23 protein-coding genes and 1 tRNA gene are annotated in these 16,182 nt (G+C 65.0%); 11 read left to right on the forward strand and 13 right to left on the reverse strand.

Features of this window, described 5'->3' with window-relative positions; translation table 11 throughout:
• Positions 1 to 47 precede the first annotated feature (47 nt).
• From HAPAU_RS22720 to HAPAU_RS02805, 3 genes are all read left to right on the forward strand, one after another.
• Positions 48 to 176, forward strand: a complete 129-nt coding sequence (locus tag HAPAU_RS22720; protein ID WP_281177855.1) for a hypothetical protein — start codon at positions 48 to 50, stop codon at positions 174 to 176.
• A 68-nt stretch (positions 177 to 244) separates the two neighbouring features.
• On the forward strand, positions 245 to 685 hold the full coding sequence (locus HAPAU_RS02800; protein WP_084383646.1) for a MoaD/ThiS family protein: 441 nt from the start codon (positions 245 to 247) through the stop codon (positions 683 to 685).
• Positions 686 to 782: 97 nt separating this feature from the next.
• Positions 783 to 1,187 (forward strand): GIY-YIG nuclease family protein, encoded by a 405-nt coding sequence (locus tag HAPAU_RS02805; protein ID WP_066379262.1) that lies wholly within the window; start codon positions 783 to 785, stop codon positions 1,185 to 1,187.
• 1 nt (position 1,188) lies between these two features.
• On the opposite strand, the gene HAPAU_RS02810 is transcribed toward HAPAU_RS02805, so the two are convergent.
• Both HAPAU_RS02810 and HAPAU_RS02815 read right to left on the reverse strand, forming a co-directional pair.
• On the reverse strand, positions 1,189 to 1,482 hold the full coding sequence (locus HAPAU_RS02810) for a DUF7521 family protein (protein WP_066379269.1): 294 nt from the start codon (positions 1,480 to 1,482) through the stop codon (positions 1,189 to 1,191).
• A gap of 1 nt (position 1,483) precedes the next feature.
• A complete protein-coding gene (locus tag HAPAU_RS02815; protein ID WP_066379271.1) occupies positions 1,484 to 1,861 on the reverse strand; it encodes a winged helix-turn-helix domain-containing protein in 378 nt (125 codons plus the stop codon).
• A gap of 120 nt (positions 1,862 to 1,981) precedes the next feature.
• Between HAPAU_RS02815 and HAPAU_RS02820 the strand changes: the two genes are divergently transcribed.
• Together HAPAU_RS02820 and HAPAU_RS02825 are read left to right on the forward strand one after the other, a co-directional pair.
• Positions 1,982 to 2,617 carry a helix-turn-helix domain-containing protein gene (locus HAPAU_RS02820; RefSeq protein ID WP_066379274.1) on the forward strand — a complete coding sequence of 212 codons (636 nt, stop codon included), beginning with the start codon at positions 1,982 to 1,984 and terminating at the stop codon, positions 2,615 to 2,617.
• 176 nt (positions 2,618 to 2,793) lie between these two features.
• Positions 2,794 to 3,027 carry a DUF2061 domain-containing protein gene (locus tag HAPAU_RS02825; RefSeq protein WP_066379277.1) on the forward strand — a complete coding sequence of 78 codons (234 nt, stop codon included), beginning with the start codon at positions 2,794 to 2,796 and terminating at the stop codon, positions 3,025 to 3,027.
• On the opposite strand, the gene HAPAU_RS21520 is transcribed toward HAPAU_RS02825, so the two are convergent.
• The 4 genes from HAPAU_RS21520 to HAPAU_RS02840 form a co-directional block, all read right to left on the reverse strand.
• Entirely contained in the window at positions 3,028 to 3,204 is a 177-nt protein-coding gene (locus tag HAPAU_RS21520; RefSeq protein WP_169802610.1) for a DUF7511 domain-containing protein, read from the reverse strand.
• 87 nt (positions 3,205 to 3,291) lie between these two features.
• Entirely contained in the window at positions 3,292 to 4,356 is a 1,065-nt protein-coding gene (locus tag HAPAU_RS02830; protein WP_066379278.1) for a phosphotransacetylase family protein, read from the reverse strand.
• Positions 4,353 to 6,440: an acetate--CoA ligase family protein gene (locus tag HAPAU_RS02835; RefSeq protein ID WP_066379280.1), complete on the reverse strand. Its 2,088-nt coding sequence runs from the start codon at positions 6,438 to 6,440 to the stop codon at positions 4,353 to 4,355. The genes HAPAU_RS02830 and HAPAU_RS02835 overlap by 4 nt, the downstream gene beginning before the upstream one ends.
• 128 nt (positions 6,441 to 6,568) lie before the next feature.
• Complete coding sequence (locus tag HAPAU_RS02840) at positions 6,569 to 7,306, reverse strand: SDR family NAD(P)-dependent oxidoreductase (protein ID WP_066379281.1); 738 nt, start codon at positions 7,304 to 7,306, stop codon at positions 6,569 to 6,571.
• Positions 7,307 to 7,385: 79 nt separating this feature from the next.
• Between HAPAU_RS02840 and HAPAU_RS02845 the strand changes: the two genes are divergently transcribed.
• Positions 7,386 to 7,832: a universal stress protein gene (locus HAPAU_RS02845; RefSeq protein ID WP_066379283.1), complete on the forward strand. Its 447-nt coding sequence runs from the start codon at positions 7,386 to 7,388 to the stop codon at positions 7,830 to 7,832.
• Here HAPAU_RS02845 and HAPAU_RS02850 read toward each other — a convergent pair.
• Positions 7,829 to 8,668, reverse strand: coding sequence for a hypothetical protein (locus HAPAU_RS02850; protein ID WP_066379285.1), 840 nt, complete (start codon positions 8,666 to 8,668; stop codon positions 7,829 to 7,831). The genes HAPAU_RS02845 and HAPAU_RS02850 overlap by 4 nt on opposite strands.
• 119 nt (positions 8,669 to 8,787) lie before the next feature.
• Between HAPAU_RS02850 and HAPAU_RS02855 the strand changes: the two genes are divergently transcribed.
• Both HAPAU_RS02855 and HAPAU_RS02860 read left to right on the forward strand, forming a co-directional pair.
• Positions 8,788 to 9,762, forward strand: coding sequence for an ROK family protein (locus HAPAU_RS02855; protein ID WP_066379288.1), 975 nt, complete (start codon positions 8,788 to 8,790; stop codon positions 9,760 to 9,762).
• A 104-nt stretch (positions 9,763 to 9,866) separates the two neighbouring features.
• Complete coding sequence (locus HAPAU_RS02860; protein WP_066379291.1) at positions 9,867 to 10,214, forward strand: NifU family protein; 348 nt, start codon at positions 9,867 to 9,869, stop codon at positions 10,212 to 10,214.
• On the opposite strand, the gene HAPAU_RS02865 is transcribed toward HAPAU_RS02860, so the two are convergent.
• The 3 genes from HAPAU_RS02865 to HAPAU_RS02875 form a co-directional block, all read right to left on the reverse strand.
• Positions 10,215 to 10,583: a cell division protein SepF gene (locus HAPAU_RS02865; protein ID WP_066379297.1), complete on the reverse strand. Its 369-nt coding sequence runs from the start codon at positions 10,581 to 10,583 to the stop codon at positions 10,215 to 10,217. It lies immediately after the preceding gene.
• Between the two features lie 88 nt (positions 10,584 to 10,671).
• Positions 10,672 to 11,151 (reverse strand): RNA-binding protein, encoded by a 480-nt coding sequence (locus HAPAU_RS02870; protein WP_066379299.1) that lies wholly within the window; start codon positions 11,149 to 11,151, stop codon positions 10,672 to 10,674.
• A gap of 41 nt (positions 11,152 to 11,192) precedes the next feature.
• Positions 11,193 to 11,468, reverse strand: coding sequence for a hypothetical protein (locus HAPAU_RS02875; protein WP_066379302.1), 276 nt, complete (start codon positions 11,466 to 11,468; stop codon positions 11,193 to 11,195).
• Positions 11,469 to 11,575: 107 nt separating this feature from the next.
• Between HAPAU_RS02875 and HAPAU_RS02880 the strand changes: the two genes are divergently transcribed.
• The 3 genes from HAPAU_RS02880 (at position 11,576) to HAPAU_RS02890 (ending at position 14,309) form a co-directional block, all read left to right on the forward strand.
• The gene (locus tag HAPAU_RS02880) at positions 11,576 to 11,881 is read left to right on the forward strand and encodes a DUF7562 family protein (RefSeq protein ID WP_066379304.1); all 306 of its coding nucleotides are present in this window, start codon (positions 11,576 to 11,578) and stop codon (positions 11,879 to 11,881) included.
• 61 nt (positions 11,882 to 11,942) lie between these two features.
• Positions 11,943 to 13,229 (forward strand): RNB domain-containing ribonuclease, encoded by a 1,287-nt coding sequence (locus HAPAU_RS02885; RefSeq protein ID WP_066379307.1) that lies wholly within the window; start codon positions 11,943 to 11,945, stop codon positions 13,227 to 13,229.
• Between the two features lie 684 nt (positions 13,230 to 13,913).
• Positions 13,914 to 14,309 carry a DUF7522 family protein gene (locus tag HAPAU_RS02890; protein ID WP_066379308.1) on the forward strand — a complete coding sequence of 132 codons (396 nt, stop codon included), beginning with the start codon at positions 13,914 to 13,916 and terminating at the stop codon, positions 14,307 to 14,309.
• Between the two features lie 41 nt (positions 14,310 to 14,350).
• On the opposite strand, the gene HAPAU_RS02895 is transcribed toward HAPAU_RS02890, so the two are convergent.
• From HAPAU_RS02895 to HAPAU_RS02905, 3 genes are all read right to left on the reverse strand, one after another.
• Positions 14,351 to 14,788, reverse strand: coding sequence for a type IV pilin (locus tag HAPAU_RS02895; RefSeq protein ID WP_066379310.1), 438 nt, complete (start codon positions 14,786 to 14,788; stop codon positions 14,351 to 14,353).
• A gap of 580 nt (positions 14,789 to 15,368) precedes the next feature.
• Positions 15,369 to 15,440, reverse strand: a tRNA-Ala gene (locus HAPAU_RS02900).
• Positions 15,441 to 15,463: 23 nt separating this feature from the next.
• A complete protein-coding gene (locus tag HAPAU_RS02905; RefSeq protein WP_066379312.1) occupies positions 15,464 to 16,057 on the reverse strand; it encodes a rhomboid family intramembrane serine protease in 594 nt (197 codons plus the stop codon).
• Positions 16,058 to 16,182: the final 125 nt, after the last annotated feature.

Genomic DNA, 16,182 nt, shown 5'->3' on the forward strand with positions numbered 1-16,182 from the left:
GATCGACACACGACCATGTCCGGATCGACCGACTCGGGGGTAGGCGGATGGAACTGACGCTGGTCCTGATCGCGGCGACCCTGCTGTTGGGGCTGCTCTCGCCGGTCGCGTTCGCACTCGTCCTGTTCACCCGGGACCGTGAGGACGGAACGGCAGGATCGACGACCGAGAACTGATCCCTCAGGGCACTCAGGGAGCCCATCCCGGGTCGTCGAACGGGAAAAGACGCGGCAACTGGCCGAACATGTTCGGGGTCGGGGTTTCGGTCGACCGGCGCCTACGGTCCGACGTGAGCACGACAGCCGAATCCCGAGCGAGCGACGCGCGAACCACCGTCACGGTCGTCTGTACCGGCCATGTCTACGACGCGGTCGGGAAACACCGTTTCCCCTATACGTTCGAGGGGACGACCCTGCGCGAACTCCTCGACGACCTGTTCGCCGAGTACGACATCGCCGAGATGCTGATCGCCGAGACCGAGGCCGACGCGACCGCCCACGGCTGGGCGACCCCGCCCGAGGAACTGCCCGGAACGTGGAAGAAGAACCCCGAGGGCGAACAGACCCGCGCGTACGCCCGGGTCACGGTCAACGGGCGGTTCAACGAGCATTACGAGGGACTCGACACCGTACTCGAAGACGGGGACCGCGTGGGCCTGATCTACCCGTTCATGTTCTGTTGTTAGCGTGCCCCACGAACCGCCCGCGGGTCGCGTCGGATCGAAGCCGGTGAGTCACCCCGGCGATCCGGGCGTACTTGTCGCCGCCGGTCGAGGACAGCGTATGGACGGCACCTACACGCTCGTGATCCCGCTTCCGGAACCGGCGGAGATCGAGATCGGCGCGCTCGGCGCTCACGACCTTTCGGCGGGGTGGTACGCCTACACCGGCAGCGCGTTCGGCCCCGGCGGTTTCTCCCGGATCGACCGGCATCGAGAACTCGCTCGGGGCGAGCGCGAGACCCGCCACTGGCACGTCGACTACCTGCTCGGACACGACGCGACCCGCATCGAGCGGGCGGTCCGTACCCCCGAGCGGGACGTCGAGTGTGAGGTCGCCCGCACGCTGCCCGACGCCGGGATCGCGGGGTTCGGATCCTCCGATTGCGACTGCCCGTCACACCTCGCGTACGCCGAGGGCCGCAGGACGCTGCTCGAAGCGACCGAGCGGGCACACGAAACGGCGTGAGTCACTCGGCTTTCAGCGAGTAGGCGATCAGCGAGAAGCCAGCCAGCACGAACAGCCCCTCGACGAGGACGCCGAGGCCGAGCCACACGTCGAGGATCTCGAAGCCGAATCCGCCGAGGACGCTGCCGAGCGTCACCAGCGCGAATCCGGCGGCGAGGAAGCCGAGCGGGCGACTGTGCGTGCGGCGGAACGCCTTGAACGCGAAGTAGGTGATCGTTCCGCCCATGACGACAAGCAGCGTCTTGACGACGGCGAGCGCGATCGTCACCCACTCGGGGGCGGTCCCGTGGGGCATTTCAGGCCTCCTTGCTGATCTCGGACCACATGGTCGCGAGCCGTTCGTCGGCGCTCCGGGCCGGCCGGGAGACCGTCAGGTCGAACCTACGTTCCTCGTCGATCGAGAGCACCACCTCGTCGAACCCGAGGCGATACCGGGTGGTGTGACGACCGTCCGACCGGATCTCGATCGCCTCCTCCAACAGCGTCGCGTCGGTCATCGCGTCCAGTTTCCGATAGGTGGTCGAGAGCGGGACGTCACAGGCCTCCGAGACGTCGCTTGCGGTCATCGTTCCCTGTAGGTTTCGAACGATCGTCCGACAGTCCTCGTCGCAGAGCGCATCGAGGACGTCCTCGAGTGCCGGTTCGTCCTGCTCGGCGAACGGGTCCCGAACCATCTCCCTCGACCTTCACGACGGTATCGTATAACTCACACGGGGATAGGAACGAGCCATCGGAAGTACCGATCGAGACGGTCTGACGCTGGGTTTAATCGATCGGCAGGGAAATCCCAGGATATGCCACGGGCGAAACTCAACGTCACGCTTCCGAACGGGCTGTGGGTCGCCCGGCTTTCCCGGGAGCATCCGGAGGTCCAGTTCCTCGTGCTGGCGGCGCTGCCGGCCGACGGGACGGGTATCGGGCTGGTCGAACTCCGCGGGCCGGACCTGCAGGCAGTCGTCGGGGCGATGGCCGAGGCGGCGGCGGTGATCAGCCTCGAATCCCTCCAGTCAGCCGACGAAAAGGAGATCGTTCGGTTCGAAACCGACGAACCGCTCCTGTTGTTCGCGATCCAGCAGTCTGCGATCCCCCTCGAACCGCCGGTCGAGATCAGAGACGGGGTCGCCTCGCTCGAAGTGACCGCACCGCGCGAGCGCCTCTCGACGCTCGGAACCCAGTTGGGGGGGTTCGGAATGAACTTCGACGTCGAGTACATTACCCAGTCGATCGACACCGACGACCTCCTGACCGACCGACAGCGCCGTCTCGTCTCCGCGGCGATCGAGCGGGGCTACTATAATACACCCCGTGAGTGCTCGCTCTCGGAGCTCGCCGAGGCCGTCGGTATCGCCAAATCCACCGCGAGCGAGACGCTCCACCGCGCCGAGGGGGCCATTATTAAACGCCACATGTCGACCCCGTCGATCGACTGATCGAGCGGGACGTTTACGGCGGCGTCGAGGGCCGCCCTTCGACGCCGCGACCACGACCGCACCCGCCCGCGGGGCGCGACGGCGGGTCCACGGATCGGAGGTAACCACGACACGTTACGATTTCAATAGACGTAACTACCGATAGTTGTATAATGGGGGCGAACGATCGATCACGTATGGCCGTGGCCGATGTGGTCTCGCGGCAGGCGTTGTGTGCCCACTCGCGGGTGATCGTCAAGACGCTCTGCTATCGGGTGTTCATGTTCCTGCTCACGGCGGCCGTCGCGCTGGCGGTGACCGGCAGTCTCGGCGAGGCGCTCAGCATCGGGGTGGCGACGAACCTCCTGAAGACGGTGACGTACTACGCCTACGAGCGCGTGTGGGCGCATGTGACGTGGGGAACGCGGTAGCTACCGGCGCTCCTCGAGGTCGACGACCGTTGCGGGATCGGCGCTGATCCAAGCGGTAAAGCGCTCGTCGGCGTCGAGGTCCGCGGGGACGAACGTCCAGCGATCGAGCGGCTGGCCGTCCTCGTGGGTGATGAGACGGAGCGATCCCGAGCCGCGTGAAATGGATGCCGTCGTCACGATAGAACGGAGGGGGCGAGAACGTAACTACCGGAGGCTTGCACACGCCAGCGGCCGAAACAGGGGGGCGGCGAGCGGGTCCGGGTGCTACTCGCCGCCGACGATCGCCTCGACGTCGGCGTGTTCGGAGAGCAGTTCGCCCATCCGCTCGACCGTCTCGGGACTGCGGGTCCGCCCCCGCCTGACGACGTCCTCCGCACGGTCGATCGTCGAGAGCGTATCCGAGCGGACGACCATGACCGGGACACCCTTCTCCTCGGCTGTACCGATCACGGCACCGGAGGGCCGAAGTCCGCCCGTGAGGACGAGACACTTCACGCCGGAGGCTTCGAGCGCCACCGTCTGGATGTCCGAGCGGTCCCCGCCCGTGATCAGCGCGGCGTTTCGGGCCCGCCGGAAGTGCCTGAGCGCCGCGTCCCCGCCCATCGCGCCGACGAGGAACCGCTCGACGAACTCGTCGGTAGCGACGCCCGTCAGCACCTGTGCACCGAGTTCCTCGGCGAGTTCGGCGACGGTGACACCCGCGAGTTCCCGCGTGCGGGGGAGCGCGCCGAGGACCGGGATCCCCCGCCCCTCGAGGAAGGGGACGACGTCGGATTCGAGCGAGTCGAAACTCGCGTCGGCGACGGCGTTGAAGACGACCCCCGAGAGCCGCTCGCCCAGTCGGTCGGCCGCCGCGAGGATCGCGTCGGTGTCGCCCGCACTCGTGTAGGGCGCGACAAGCACGACCTCGGCGTCGAGCAACGCGGCGATGTCGGCGTCCGTGAGGTCGACGATCCCGCCCGTCGCGAGGCTGCTCGCACCCTCGATCAACATCAGGTCCGTGTCCGCGGAGAGCGCCTCGAAGTTCTCACGTACGGTTTCCCGAAGCTCGTCGGGGTCCTCCCGACCGCGGATGGCCTCCTCGATGAAGGTCGGCGAGTAGACGATCGGCTCGAGTTCGTGCATCTCCGCATCGAGGCCGAGGACCTCCCGTGCGAGCATGGGGTCCTCGTCGATCGTCTTCCCGACGTTGCTCTGCAGGCGGGTCCCCTTCGGCTTCATGTAGCCGACGCTCTTTCCGGCCGCCCGTGCCCGCTTGCCGAGCGCGAGCGCGATGGCGGTCTTTCCTGTGCTGTCCTCGGTGCCGGTGATGAGTACGGTTCGGGTCATTGCTCTACGGTGAGGGCGATGTCGATGGCCGTCGCCCCGTCAGGGGTGACGACCAGCGGGTTGATGTCCAGTTCCACGATCTCGGGGAAGTCACACACGAGCTGCGAGAGGCGCTGGATCGTCTCGATCACGCTCGCCTCGTCGACGGGCTCGCGCCCGCGTGCACCCCGCAACAGGGGCGCGGCGTCGATCTCGTCGATCATCGCCGTCGCCTCGCTCCCGCCCACGGGTGCGACACGGAAGGTCACGTCCTCCAGGGTCTCGACGAAGATCCCGCCGAGGCCGAAGAGCAGTAGCGGGCCGAACTGCGGGTCGCGGTTCATCCCGACGATGGTCTCGACCCCGGAATCGAGATCGAGCATCTCCTGAACCTGCACACCCAGCAGGGTCGCGTCGGGCTGGTAATTGCGCGCGCGGGTCACGAGGTCCTCGTAGGCGTCGTAGACGTCCTCGCGGGCGACGCCGACTTTCACCCCGCCGATGTCGGACTTGTGCATGATGTCGGGCGAGACGATCTTCATGACGACCGCCTCGCCGATTTTCTCGGCAACGCGTTCGGCCTCGGCGGGATCGGAGACGACCTCGCCCGCCGGGATTGGAATACCGTAGGCCTCCAGAATCCCCATCGCCTCGACGCCGATCCGGTTGTCCCCTCGCCCGTCGGCGCGATCGAGCAACTCCCTGACTCGCTCGCGGTCGACGTCGAACTCGGCGGGGTCGTCGTACTCCCGTCCTCTGATCTCGCGGTACTCCGCGAGCGAATCGAGGCTCTCGACCGCGCGGGCGGGGTCGAAGTAGTTGGGGATACCGGCCTCCCGGAGCAGTTCGGCCGCGGGCGCGACCCGTTCGCCGCCCATGAAGCAGGCCGCGACCGGCTTGCCGTGTTCCTCGCGCAACTCGACGGTCGCCTCGGCGAGTTCCTCGTAATCCAATACTGCGGTCGGGGCCGAGAGGACGAGGGCCATCCCGACGTTCGGATCCCCGAGCGCCGTATCGAGCGCGCCCGCGAAGCGCTCGACGTCGGCGTCACCGACGATGTCGACGGGGTTGTAGACGTTCCCCTCCGCCGGGAGCGACTCGCGGAAGCTCTCGAGGGTGCCCTCCGAAAAGGCGGCCATCGAGAGCCGGGAATCGCCGACCGCGTCCGTCGACATCACGCCGGGGCCGCCCGCGTTGGTGATGACGGCCACCGTTTCGGAGTCCGGTAGTGGTTGGTTCGCGAGCATCTGGGCCGAATCGAACAGCTCCTGTACCGATTCGGCCCGGAGGACGCCTGCCTGCTCCAGACCCGCCTCGTACGCTCGTTCCGAACCGGCAATGGTCCCCGTATGGGATGAGGCGGCCTGCGCGCCCGCGTCCGTGCGCCCGGACTTGACGAGCACGACCGGCGTGTTCCGTGTGACCTCGCGGGCCGTCTCGATGAACTCACGGCCCTCGTCGATCCCCTCGAGGTAGCCGATGATCACGTCCGTCTCCTCGTCCCGATTCCACGCCTCGACGAAGTCGCCCTCGTCCAGTACCGCTTTGTTCCCCAGCGAGACGACGTCCTTGAAGCCGATCCCCTGATCGTTGGCCCAGTCGACGACCGCCGTGATAAAGGCCCCCGACTGGCTCATAAACGAGAGATTGCCGTCGAGAGCGTCGTCCGGGCCGAAGGTGGCGTTCAGTCCAACGGGGGTGCTCATCACGCCCAGACTGTTGGGCCCGACGAGGTTCAGGTCGTACTCGCGTGCGGCCTCGCGCAACTCCCGTTCGCGGGTCGCTCCTTCGCTTCCGGTCTCGGCGAAGCCGGCGGTGATCACGACGACGTTTTTTACCCCACTCTCGCCGGCCTCGCGGACGGCGGCGATCGCGATGTCGGGAGGGACGACCACCACCGCGAGATCGGGATCGCCCGCCTCCCCGAGGGAGTCGACGCAATCGACACCGAGTACCGCCTCGTAATTCGGGTTGACGCCGACGACCTCGCCGTCGAAGCTCGCGAGCAGGTTCGACGTGATGGCGTGGCCGACCGACCCGTCTCTGGGGGTCGCTCCGATCACCGCGATCCGATCGGGTGAGAACAGCCCCGTCAGGTCACCCACGAGTGATTCACCCCCGATACCGGCGAGTCACGACTCACATCCGGCATGGTAGCCATACGCCGTCGCCTTCGTCCGGCGCGGGTATAACTCGTGTGGCGCGGTCGGTGGGAACGGCCGCAGGCGGCGGCTCAGACGTCCTCGGGGAGCCACCCGCCCGAGACCTCGAGGTTCGTGCCGCTGATGTAGCCGCTTCCCTCCTCGAGGAACGTAAAGACGGCCTGAATCACGTCCTCGAAGCCCGCGGGTCGGCCCCGCGGGAGGTCCTCGGGGAACTCGTCGCTGTTCTCGATGACGTACGGCGAGACGGCGTTGGCGGTGATCCCCTGTTCGCTCGTGTCGGCGGCGAGCATCCGGGTGAACATCAGGACGCTCGATTTGGCCATGAAGTAGGGCGCGTTCTTCGGGTTGATCAGTCCCTTCTCGGCGGAGGCGTAGCCGACGTTGACGATCCGCCCCCAACCCGCCTCGCGCATTCCCGACAGCGCGCGTCTCGAACAGAGGTACGTGCCGGTGACGTTCGTCTCCATGACCGTTTGCCACGTCTCGAAGTCCATCTCCGCCCAGTGTTCGGGTGCGAACGCGCCGACGTTGTTGACGAGAACATCGACCGGTCCCAGCTCCGCCTCGATCGCCTCGAACAGCCCCTCGACGGCCTCGGGGTCGGTCACGTCACCGCGAACGGTCGTCGCCTCGACGCCCTCTCGTCGAGCCTGCTCTGCGATCTCGTTGGCGTCGTCCCCGCTGGTGTGGTAGTGGACGGCCACGTCCGCGCCCCGCTTTGCGCACGCGAGGGTGAGCGCGCGGCCCAGTCCCTTCGCGCTGCCGGTGACCAGAACGGTATGGCCCTCGAGGTCGGGTTCGATCATATCCCCGATTGAACCGAACGCCCCATAGCCCTTGGCGATGGCGACCCACGTTTATAATGGAGGGGTGTGTACGACCGGCATGGCCATCGAAACGATCGTTCTGGCGGTCGGCCAGGAGGACGAGGACAGAGCGAAACGACTCGCCGAAACCGCGATCGAGATCGCGAAACCGACCGGGGCGCACGTCGTACTCTCGCACGTGTTCAGCGACCAGGAGTTCGACGAGGTGGTCGAGCGCCTCGACTTCGAGGCGAGCGTGAACCCCGATCCCAGCGACGTCGCCGCCCGGCACGTCACGACCCGAACGGTCGCCCAGTCGCTCGACGCCGTGGACATCGACTACGAGATCCGCGGCGAGGTCGGGGACCGCGGCGAGGCGATCGTCGACCTCGCGAAGGCGGTCGACGCAGATCGGGTCATCGTCGGCGGACGACGCCGGAGTCCCACCGGCAAGGCCGTCTTCGGCAGCACCGCCCAGGAAGTGATGCTCTCTGCGCCCTGTCCGGTCACGTTCGTCCGGGACTAGCTCGATCGCTCGTCGGGATCGTCGTCACGACCGAGGTCGGCGTCCTCCTCGGCCCCGCGGGTCGTGGCTTCGGCCGACGACGGCTGGTCCTCGGGGTCGGCATCCGATTCGGGGTCCAGTTCCTCGGCGTTTTCGCGGATGTCCTCGGTGTCTCGTGGCTCCTCGGGAACCGGGTCCTGGACGTCCTCCGTACCGCGTAGCTCGTCGAGTTGGGCGTCCTGAACGTCGTCGCGACCCGCCGAGTCCTCCGCACCCGGTGGCCGCTCATTGGCGTCCCGACCGTCCATTCCGCCCACGGCGTCGCCCGCAGGGTCGTCCTCGCCGGACGGGACGCCCCGTTCGTCCCTGCCTGTCTCGCCGGTCGTTCGATCGGTGGTCGGATCGCCCGCGTCGTCCATCTCCGCTGCGGTCTCGTCACCCGAGAGGTCCCCGTCTATCGGGTCGTCCCGGCGCTCCTCGAGTGGGAGGTCGTCCCTGTCGGTCGAGGCGTCCTCGTGGCCGGTTCCGGTGCCCGTCTCGGCCGTCGGATCGGGCGTGGTATCGGACCTCTCCCCGTACTCGGCGTCGTCGACGTCCGTCACGGTGGAGTCGGTGGCCCCGAGGTGGACGGCGTCGTCGGTGATCTCCGAGACGTGGACCGGTTCGACGGACTGGGTACCCTCTGTGTCGCCCCATCCCAGCGTCGCTTTGATGTTGCCGGTGAGACCGGGGTCGGTCTCGACGTGGATCGTCCCGCCCTCGACGGCGCTGACGATGCCGATCTCCTCACCGGTTGAGTCGATAACGGCCTTTCCGGTGTCGCCCTCGGTCGGCTGGGTACGGTCGTCGTGTGCCATACCGGGGAGACGGTAGCGGGCCGGATAAAGACAGACCCGGAGTGTGCATGGTGTCTCGGTTGGCCAGTCAGCCGAATCTATGCAGTTAAGTGCCGGGCCGGTCGTTTCCTGAAACGAGAATGTACTACGCCGGCGTGGACCTCGGGGCGACGAACATCCGGGCGGCGGTCGCGGACGACGGCGCCGAGATACTGGCCATTGCGCGCCGGGACACCCCACGGGGCCCGACGGGGATCGACGTCACCGAGGCCGTCCTGCGCACGCTTCGGGAGGCCTGCGGGAAGGGGGACGTCGATCCTCGGGCGGTCGAGGCGGCGGGGATCGGCAGTTTCGGCCCGTTCGATCTGGCGTCGGGTACCATCGAGAACCCCGCGAACCTCCCCGATACGGTGGAGACGATCCCGCTGACCGGCCCCATCGAAAAGCTCATCGACTCCGAGAAGGTGTACCTCCACAACGACACCATCGCGGGCGTCATCGGCGAGCGCTTTCACTCCGATAGGAACCCCGACGACATGGTCTATCTCACCATTTCGTCGGGGATCGGCGCGGGGGTCTGTGTCGACGGGAACGTGCTCTTGGGCTGGGACGGCAACGCCGGCGAGGTCGGCCACATGACGATCGACCCCGAAGGCCTCAGAACGTGTGGGTGTGGGCACGACGGCCACTGGGAGGCCTACTGCTCGGGCAACAACATCCCCCGGTACGCCCGCCTGCTGTACCAGGACGCACAGGGGATGGACACCGTTCTCCCGATCGAGGACCCCGATTTCTCTGCGGTGGACGTCTTCGAGAACGCCGAAAACGACGAGTTCGCCCGATACGTCATCGAGCAGGTCGGCCACTGGAACGCGATGGGCGTCGCCAACATCGTCCACGCGTATGCCCCGCTCGTGGTCTACGTCGGCGGTGCGGTCGCGATCAACAACCCCGAACTCACCCTCGATCCCATCCGGGAGAAGCTAGAGGAGATGGTTTTCATCAACATCCCCCAGATCGAGTTGACGACGCTCGGCGACGACGTGGTGCTCCACGGGGCCATCGCGAGCGCGATGACCGCCGGTACCGGTGATCGGACGCGGATCCGGGGGTAAGTTCCTATGTCGGTATCGGTGCAGGCGCCACCGGTGATCGGGGCCCGCCTTCGAAGCCGCGACCAACCCAAACCCTTTCGAGTTCTCGGGGTCTACAGGTGACAATGAGTATCGACACCGGCGAGTCCGAGGTCGCGGAGACCGAGGAGGCCCTCAGGTCGAAGGTCGAAACCTGGCTCGCAAAACAGATGCCGATCATCCAGATGCACGGCGGGACCAGCGCCGTGAGGAAAGCCGACCCCGGCGGCGAGACCATCATCGAACTCGGCGGTGGCTGTCGGGGCTGTGGGGTCAGCGAGATCACCACGGGCAACATCGAGGCCGAACTGCTCCAGTGGCCCGAGATCGAGGAGATTACAGTCAGGGCGCCCGACGCCGGCGAGAGCTTCGGAATCGATCAGCCCGAAAGCATCATGGGTATCGACCGGAGCGAAGGCGGGCGGGGCTTCTGATTATCGGCCGAGTTTGCTCCGGTTGACCGAGACGCCCGTCGGCGTGACGATGATCTGGTCGTCGCCCTTCTGGACGATGTCGCCGTTTACCTCGTGGGCGACCTGCCGGAGTTCGTCGATGATGTGTTCGACCGTGCTGTCGCTCGTGCGGAGCCGAACGATGTCGGCAACGACGATGTCGCCGTCGTAGATGGCGTCCTTGATCGCGATGAGATCGCGCTGGCCGTCGATCTCCGCGATGTGTACCTTCGTGCCCGCCTCGTCGGGGGCCGCTTCGATGTCGCCGACGTCGACCTCGACGTAGTCCTCGACGCTTCGCCCTCGGCGATGGGAGCCCTGTTCGCCGAGCAGCTTGTCCATAAACCCCATAGGCGTGGGTCCGCCCGTGCGCGTATAGTTCTTACGTCAGACGGGCGTGAGGACACCCGAACCCGCCCCGCGAACGGTCCGAACCGCCTCAGACGGCGAAGGTATAGAGGTCGTCGCCGACGTGGTGGATCGACTCGATCACCTTCCCCGAATCGCCGACCATCTCGGTTCCGTCGGTCTTCGCGCGCCCGATCGCGAGCACCTTGCCGTGGGACTCCTCGGCGACGGCGACCAGATCGCCGGCCTCGATCCCCTCGTCGGCCTCGACGATCCCCGGACGCATCACGTCCGCACCGTCCGAGACGAAGGAGATCGCGCCCGTATCGACGGTGACGACCCCGCGTTGTGGGGTGTGTTCGTTCGCGCCGCGAACCGTGAGAAACGGGTCGTCCTCGTAGTAGCAGGCGTCGGGTCGGCCGTCGACCAACACGAGGTCGAAGGGACTGTCGGCGAGTTCGACGAGTTCGTAGGTGTCGCCGTCGAGGGAGACACCGAGACCCTCCGAGAGGGCGGCTTCGAGGTCCCGAACCTCGTCGTTGCGCAGGTGGTGGCGGGATCTGATCTCCATGTCGGGGATCTCTCGGGGCGACCCAATAAACGATCGGTTCCTCAGGGCCCCAGGTCCAGGTCCTGGGCGTGCTCGGCGGCCAGTTCCGTGACCTCCTCGACGTCCAGTTCGGACTGGCTCGCGAGCACCCGGGTGAGCATGCTTAGCTGTCGGACGGCCATCTCCTGGAGGTCCTCCTCGTCGACGTCGTTGGCGAAGTAGTAGGCGTCCTGCCGGTCCTCGCGGACGAGGCCGACGTACAGCGAGATCACGTCCTCCTCGTCCAGCCCCTCGCTCGCCCGCTCGCGAAGCGTTTCGAACTCCTCGGTCGAAGCCATCGCCTCGGGAATGGCACATCGCACACTAAACGCCGGCGACAGGGGACGCCGGATCTCTCGGATATCGCGCGAAAAGTGCTAAGTGACCCCCCGCCATCTATGCGGGTATGTGGGGCCCCCGCAAACAGGGCCAACGGACGGTCACCTGTATCGCCTGCGGAACCGCCGTCAACAGGTCCGACGCACGCGAATACGACAAGTACGGCGACCGCTGGGACCGCGACGGAAAGGAGTTCGAACACCTCTGTAAGGACTGTTATCGCGGGCTCTGTCACCAGCCGCGCGCGGAGTTGGAGGGGTTGCTCGTCGAGATCAACGCCGGGCACCATCCCCAAGACGAGTTCCTCTCGTGGTACTGTGCGCTCGTCGACGAGCGCTACGGGTCGCTCTCCGAACACGAGCGCGAGCGGTAGGCGACACCTATACTTTTCTTTCGCTCATAGACGCGGGCATGACCGATCAGGAGGCCGCTCGATGAGCGACGCCCAGTCGGAAGCGGGCACCGTCGAGGGCCAAGGCCCCGTCGAGATCGACGAGGAACTCGCACGCCACCTCGAGAACAAACGCGAGGAACTGTTCGAGAAATTCGAGATCCCCGACGAGTTCCCACCGGAGGTGATGGAGGAAGCGGAGACCCGTACCGAAGACATCCAAAGCGAGATCCGGTCCGAGGTCGACGAACGGCGCGATCTGCGTGATCTCACCACGTGGACGACCGACCCGATCGACGCCCAAGACTTCGACGACGCCATCTCGATCGAAGAACGCGAGGAGGAGTACGTCCTGTGGGTCCACATCGCCGACGTGACTCATTATGTGACTCCCGAGACCTCAATGTGGTCTTCCGCTGTGGAGCGGGCCAACACGGTCTACCTGCCGGCCTACACGGTCCACATGCTGCCGCCGACGCTCGCCGAGACGGTCTGTTCTCTGGTCCCGAACGAGGACCGACTGGCGCACACCGTCGAGATGCACCTCGGCAAGGAGAACCTGGGTTACGACGAGATCGAGATCTACAAGTCGGTGATCGAGTCGGACGAACGCCTGACCTACGCGCAGGCCGAGAAACGCCTCGAAGACCCCGATTCGCCGCTTCACGAGGAGTGTGGGCTCGTCTACGAACTGGCCGACCGGATGCACGAGCAGCGAAAGGCGGACGGTTCGTTGGTGCTGAATCCGAGTCGGGACCGGGCTCACACCATCATCGAGGAGTGCATGCTGAAGGCGAACAAGGCCGTGACCCACGAGCTGATGTGGGGTCGCGGCGTCGAGGCCATGTACCGCGTCCACCCCCAGCCCAGCCCCGACGAATGGGACAAGGCGCTTCAGGAGATCCAAGAGCTCGACGGGGTGTCGATCCCGGGCGAGGCGTGGGACGACCCCCGGAAGGCGGTCAACGCCACCCTCGAGGAAGCCCCCGAACGGCAACTGGGCAAGATCCAGTGGGCGGTGATGAAGGTGATGCCCCGCGCCCGGTACATGAACGACCCCTTCGGCGGGCACCACGCGCTCAACTTCGAGATCTACGGGCACTTCACCAGCCCCATCCGACGCCTGTCTGACCTCATCAACCACTGGATCGTCCACACCAACGACGTGCCCGAGGACCTCGTGGCGCTCTGTGACCGGGCCTCCGACCGACAGAAGGCCGCAGAGCGGTGCGAGCGCGAGTACAAACAGTTCCTCGAAGAGGTCGGACTGGACCCCAACGCGGTGAACAACCGCGGGATCGAAGTCGTAGAAGAGGACGAGACCGACTGAGCGCAGCGCGGGAAACCCCCGAGACACGAGCGACGAGGTCCCGAGGACCGTGCGAACGGTACGTCATACCGTGAGCGGACGGCGGGGGGCGAGACGTCGCCGAGTTGATCGCCGGACGGTGGTGGCTGCCGTGGTCGGTTCCGAGCAAGAGTCGGTCCGCCGGATCGCTCCGTGACCGTCTCCAACGGATCGGACTAGACCGCCGGGAGGACACCGTTCCCCGTCAGCGGCTTCGATTGGACTCGATGAGGGGAGACGGCCTCCTGTCTCGGGCGGAGACGGGACTCTCACGGGGTCGAATCGGGAGGAAAAACGAAAACCGCGGGACCGGCCCGGTCGGGCGTTCTACCGGGAGGAGTGGAGGAAAGCGCCAGCGGTTCAGTAGTGGCGTTCGCTACCGTTGACCTTCTTCTCGGCCCATTTCTTCGCGTCCTGTGCGAGCAGCTTGTAGTTCTCTGCTTTACTCATACACGAGTTAATATGCGGGCACGGGTTAAAAGTCTAACGGATCACTGACATATTCTGGATGATTGACAGATATATACTTATGTTGAAATTAAGAACAGTGAAATTTGTTAAACGATCGTTGAGGACAGGGGCACGGGACGGGTAGCAGGGAGGACGGGAGCAGGTGTCAACCGAGACACAATCACACTATTGCGTCTCGCGGTCGGTAGTAGGGACATGGAAGAGGAAAGCGAGATCGACCCACAACTCGCGGACGAACTGCTAAGCGTGTGTCGGACCGTCGTCGGCGACGAACTGCGAAGCATCACCCACTTCACCGAGGAGAGCGTCGGGCAGATCTACCTGCGCTCGGACCTCGACCGAACCGCCGACCTCATCGGGTTCGCCGAACACGAGCGCATGGGGTTTCGCTCCCAGTCGGCCTATCGGAACACCCAGTTGGGCGAATATCAGGCGACGATCCGGATGTTCGAACACGGCTTTCTGACCCGCGTCATCGCGGGCGGCCACGGCGTCTGGGTGACGACCGACTCGATGGACATCGACCGGTTCGAGGAACTCTCTACCGCGTTGAAGTCGGTGCTGGGCGAAACTAGTAAACAAAACAAGTAATATAGTGAAGTAATATTCCGATTAGATTTGTAGAGTGTTTATTACGTCGAAGTCTCTGGAACCTCATAAGAGGCGATTACGTTATCACCGACGACGACGTTGAGCGTCCCAGCACTGAGACCATCTCCTGCAACATCAATACTATCCCCTGCAGAGAGACTAAATTCAGTGATAGTTCCATTGGTTACAGTTACAGTACCTTCACCAATAGCACTGCCCTTCAATTCAGCGTTTTCTATTGTGTCACCACCGTTATGGGAAATAGTTACATTGTCAGCATCACCGCTAATGCTCAATTGAGCCTGTGGTCCGCTACCCTCTCCGAGTCCGTTCCCGAGTCCGAGGACGAACGCGCCGATGACTGCCGCGAGGATCACGGTGATGGCGACCATCAGGATGGCGCCGATCACGGGCGATACGCCACGGTCCGCTTCGCCGCTGAAGGGGGCCGAGAGCTTCCGTTTGAGTTCTTTCATCATGGTTTTGTCCGCACGAAAGGGGAGCGACGGTGAACGAGACTCGTCCCGCCGTCCCCGGATCGACCGCACCGCACGACCCCGCGCCGCTCGGCTGGCTTTTGCGATTGTTTCGTTATATGTTGTGAGAATATATATTACGTGTTTTTAATCATAGAATTTATAGTTGTTAACTGATAGGTAGTTTCTTGAGGCTGTGATATAAACGAGGGAGGATCGGGACGCCCGCTGTCGGTTTCACCGGGTATCTCGCCTCCTGCGGTCGGGATCGGGTGATCGCTCATGACGGGAATCGTGGATCGGACTCGCCGCTCGCCGGGGATCCGGTGAACGAAACGTGATATATCCGAGTAGTTATGGATTCGTGGGGTTGAACTCGGTCGCAGCGAAGTTGCTCCCTGTTCAAATCCCGGCTCGCGTAATAGATTCGACGCTCGTGCGTTTGCTCGCGGCGAAAATCAATGGACTTGCTGGAAGGGACCTTCAGTCCCGCTGGAGACCGGTAGAGCCGCCGGTGATGAACGAAGTGAGACGAAGAGAAATAGACTCGCTGGGAGTCCCACGAGCGAGCGTATCGAGTGAGTGGACTCGCTGGGATTTGAACCCAGGGCCTCTTCCTTGCGAAGGAAGCGATCTACCACTGATCTACGAGCCCGCACTCCCTGCTACCGGTCGGAGTTATTTGTGCCTTCCGTTTCGGACATCGAGGATCCCCGCCCGTCCGGCGAGCAGCCCGAGTACCAACCCCGTGAAATGGGCGATCAGCGCGACGCCGGGCGCACCCGTAGCGAGCGTCACGACGGCCGCGAAGACGACGAACAGCACGAGTTGGAGTCGTCCGCTCAGCCTGAATCGATCGAGCAGTGTCGCCGAGACGACGTTACCCGCCAGCACGTAGCCCATCAGCGCGAAGATCGCGCCGCTCGCGCCCAGTACGCCCTGCGCGGGACCCACGAGGCTCCCCAGCGTGATCTGGGCGACCCCGGCGAGGATCCCCGTGGTGACGAAGAAGGCGTGGAATCGAAAACGAGTGGTGCGGCGTTCGACCAGCAGCCCGAACACGAGCAGGGCAAACGAGTTCGCGAGGAGGTGGGCCGTCCCGCCGTGGGCGTACACGCTCGTCACTAGCGTCCACGGCCTGACTTCGACTGGCGGTGCGAGCACGAAGAAGAACGCCATCAGACCGACGAGGCTGACGGCCGTCTGGAGGGCGAAGACGACGCCGAAGACGAACAGCGTCTCTATCGTCGGGCTCCCGCGTCGGCCGCTCATACGGGGATGTAGGAGCGGCCGAAGAAAAATGGATACGGTCGACGACGGCAGTCGCTACCGGGTAAAAAACACGAAAACGGAGTCGGTTTCCAGTCGTTGGTTCCGAAGGACGTGGTCTTCGATTC

The organism is Halalkalicoccus paucihalophilus, from assembly GCF_001593955.1.
In the GTDB taxonomy this organism is placed as follows: Archaea; Halobacteriota; Halobacteria; order Halobacteriales; family Halalkalicoccaceae; genus Halalkalicoccus; species Halalkalicoccus paucihalophilus.

Excerpts from the sequence above, each read along its gene's own strand:
- HAPAU_RS02815 (WP_066379271.1), bottom strand. The coding sequence starts at position 1,861 with ATGGTTCGGGACCCGTTCGCCGAGCAGGACGAACCGGCACTCGAGGAC.
- HAPAU_RS02860 (WP_066379291.1), top strand. The coding sequence starts at position 9,867 with ATGAGTATCGACACCGGCGAGTCCGAGGTCGCGGAGACCGAGGAGGCC.
- HAPAU_RS02805 (WP_066379262.1), top strand. The coding sequence starts at position 783 with ATGGACGGCACCTACACGCTCGTGATCCCGCTTCCGGAACCGGCGGAG.
- HAPAU_RS02820 (WP_066379274.1), top strand. The coding sequence starts at position 1,982 with ATGCCACGGGCGAAACTCAACGTCACGCTTCCGAACGGGCTGTGGGTC.
- HAPAU_RS02830 (WP_066379278.1), bottom strand. The coding sequence starts at position 4,356 with ATGACCCGAACCGTACTCATCACCGGCACCGAGGACAGCACAGGAAAG.
- HAPAU_RS22720 (WP_281177855.1), top strand. The coding sequence starts at position 48 with ATGGAACTGACGCTGGTCCTGATCGCGGCGACCCTGCTGTTGGGGCTG.
- HAPAU_RS02885 (WP_066379307.1), top strand. The coding sequence starts at position 11,943 with ATGAGCGACGCCCAGTCGGAAGCGGGCACCGTCGAGGGCCAAGGCCCC.
- HAPAU_RS02880 (WP_066379304.1), top strand. The coding sequence starts at position 11,576 with ATGTGGGGCCCCCGCAAACAGGGCCAACGGACGGTCACCTGTATCGCC.
- HAPAU_RS02870 (WP_066379299.1), bottom strand. The coding sequence starts at position 11,151 with ATGGAGATCAGATCCCGCCACCACCTGCGCAACGACGAGGTTCGGGAC.
- HAPAU_RS02875 (WP_066379302.1), bottom strand. The coding sequence starts at position 11,468 with ATGGCTTCGACCGAGGAGTTCGAAACGCTTCGCGAGCGGGCGAGCGAG.
- HAPAU_RS02895 (WP_066379310.1), bottom strand. The coding sequence starts at position 14,788 with ATGATGAAAGAACTCAAACGGAAGCTCTCGGCCCCCTTCAGCGGCGAA.
- HAPAU_RS02890 (WP_066379308.1), top strand. The coding sequence starts at position 13,914 with ATGGAAGAGGAAAGCGAGATCGACCCACAACTCGCGGACGAACTGCTA.
- HAPAU_RS02840 (WP_066379281.1), bottom strand. The coding sequence starts at position 7,306 with ATGATCGAACCCGACCTCGAGGGCCATACCGTTCTGGTCACCGGCAGC.
- HAPAU_RS02855 (WP_066379288.1), top strand. The coding sequence starts at position 8,788 with ATGTACTACGCCGGCGTGGACCTCGGGGCGACGAACATCCGGGCGGCG.
- HAPAU_RS02810 (WP_066379269.1), bottom strand. The coding sequence starts at position 1,482 with ATGCCCCACGGGACCGCCCCCGAGTGGGTGACGATCGCGCTCGCCGTC.
- HAPAU_RS02845 (WP_066379283.1), top strand. The coding sequence starts at position 7,386 with ATGGCCATCGAAACGATCGTTCTGGCGGTCGGCCAGGAGGACGAGGAC.
- HAPAU_RS02905 (WP_066379312.1), bottom strand. The coding sequence starts at position 16,057 with ATGAGCGGCCGACGCGGGAGCCCGACGATAGAGACGCTGTTCGTCTTC.
- HAPAU_RS02800 (WP_084383646.1), top strand. The coding sequence starts at position 245 with ATGTTCGGGGTCGGGGTTTCGGTCGACCGGCGCCTACGGTCCGACGTG.
- HAPAU_RS02865 (WP_066379297.1), bottom strand. The coding sequence starts at position 10,583 with ATGGGGTTTATGGACAAGCTGCTCGGCGAACAGGGCTCCCATCGCCGA.
- HAPAU_RS02825 (WP_066379277.1), top strand. The coding sequence starts at position 2,794 with ATGGCCGTGGCCGATGTGGTCTCGCGGCAGGCGTTGTGTGCCCACTCG.
- HAPAU_RS02850 (WP_066379285.1), bottom strand. The coding sequence starts at position 8,668 with ATGGCACACGACGACCGTACCCAGCCGACCGAGGGCGACACCGGAAAG.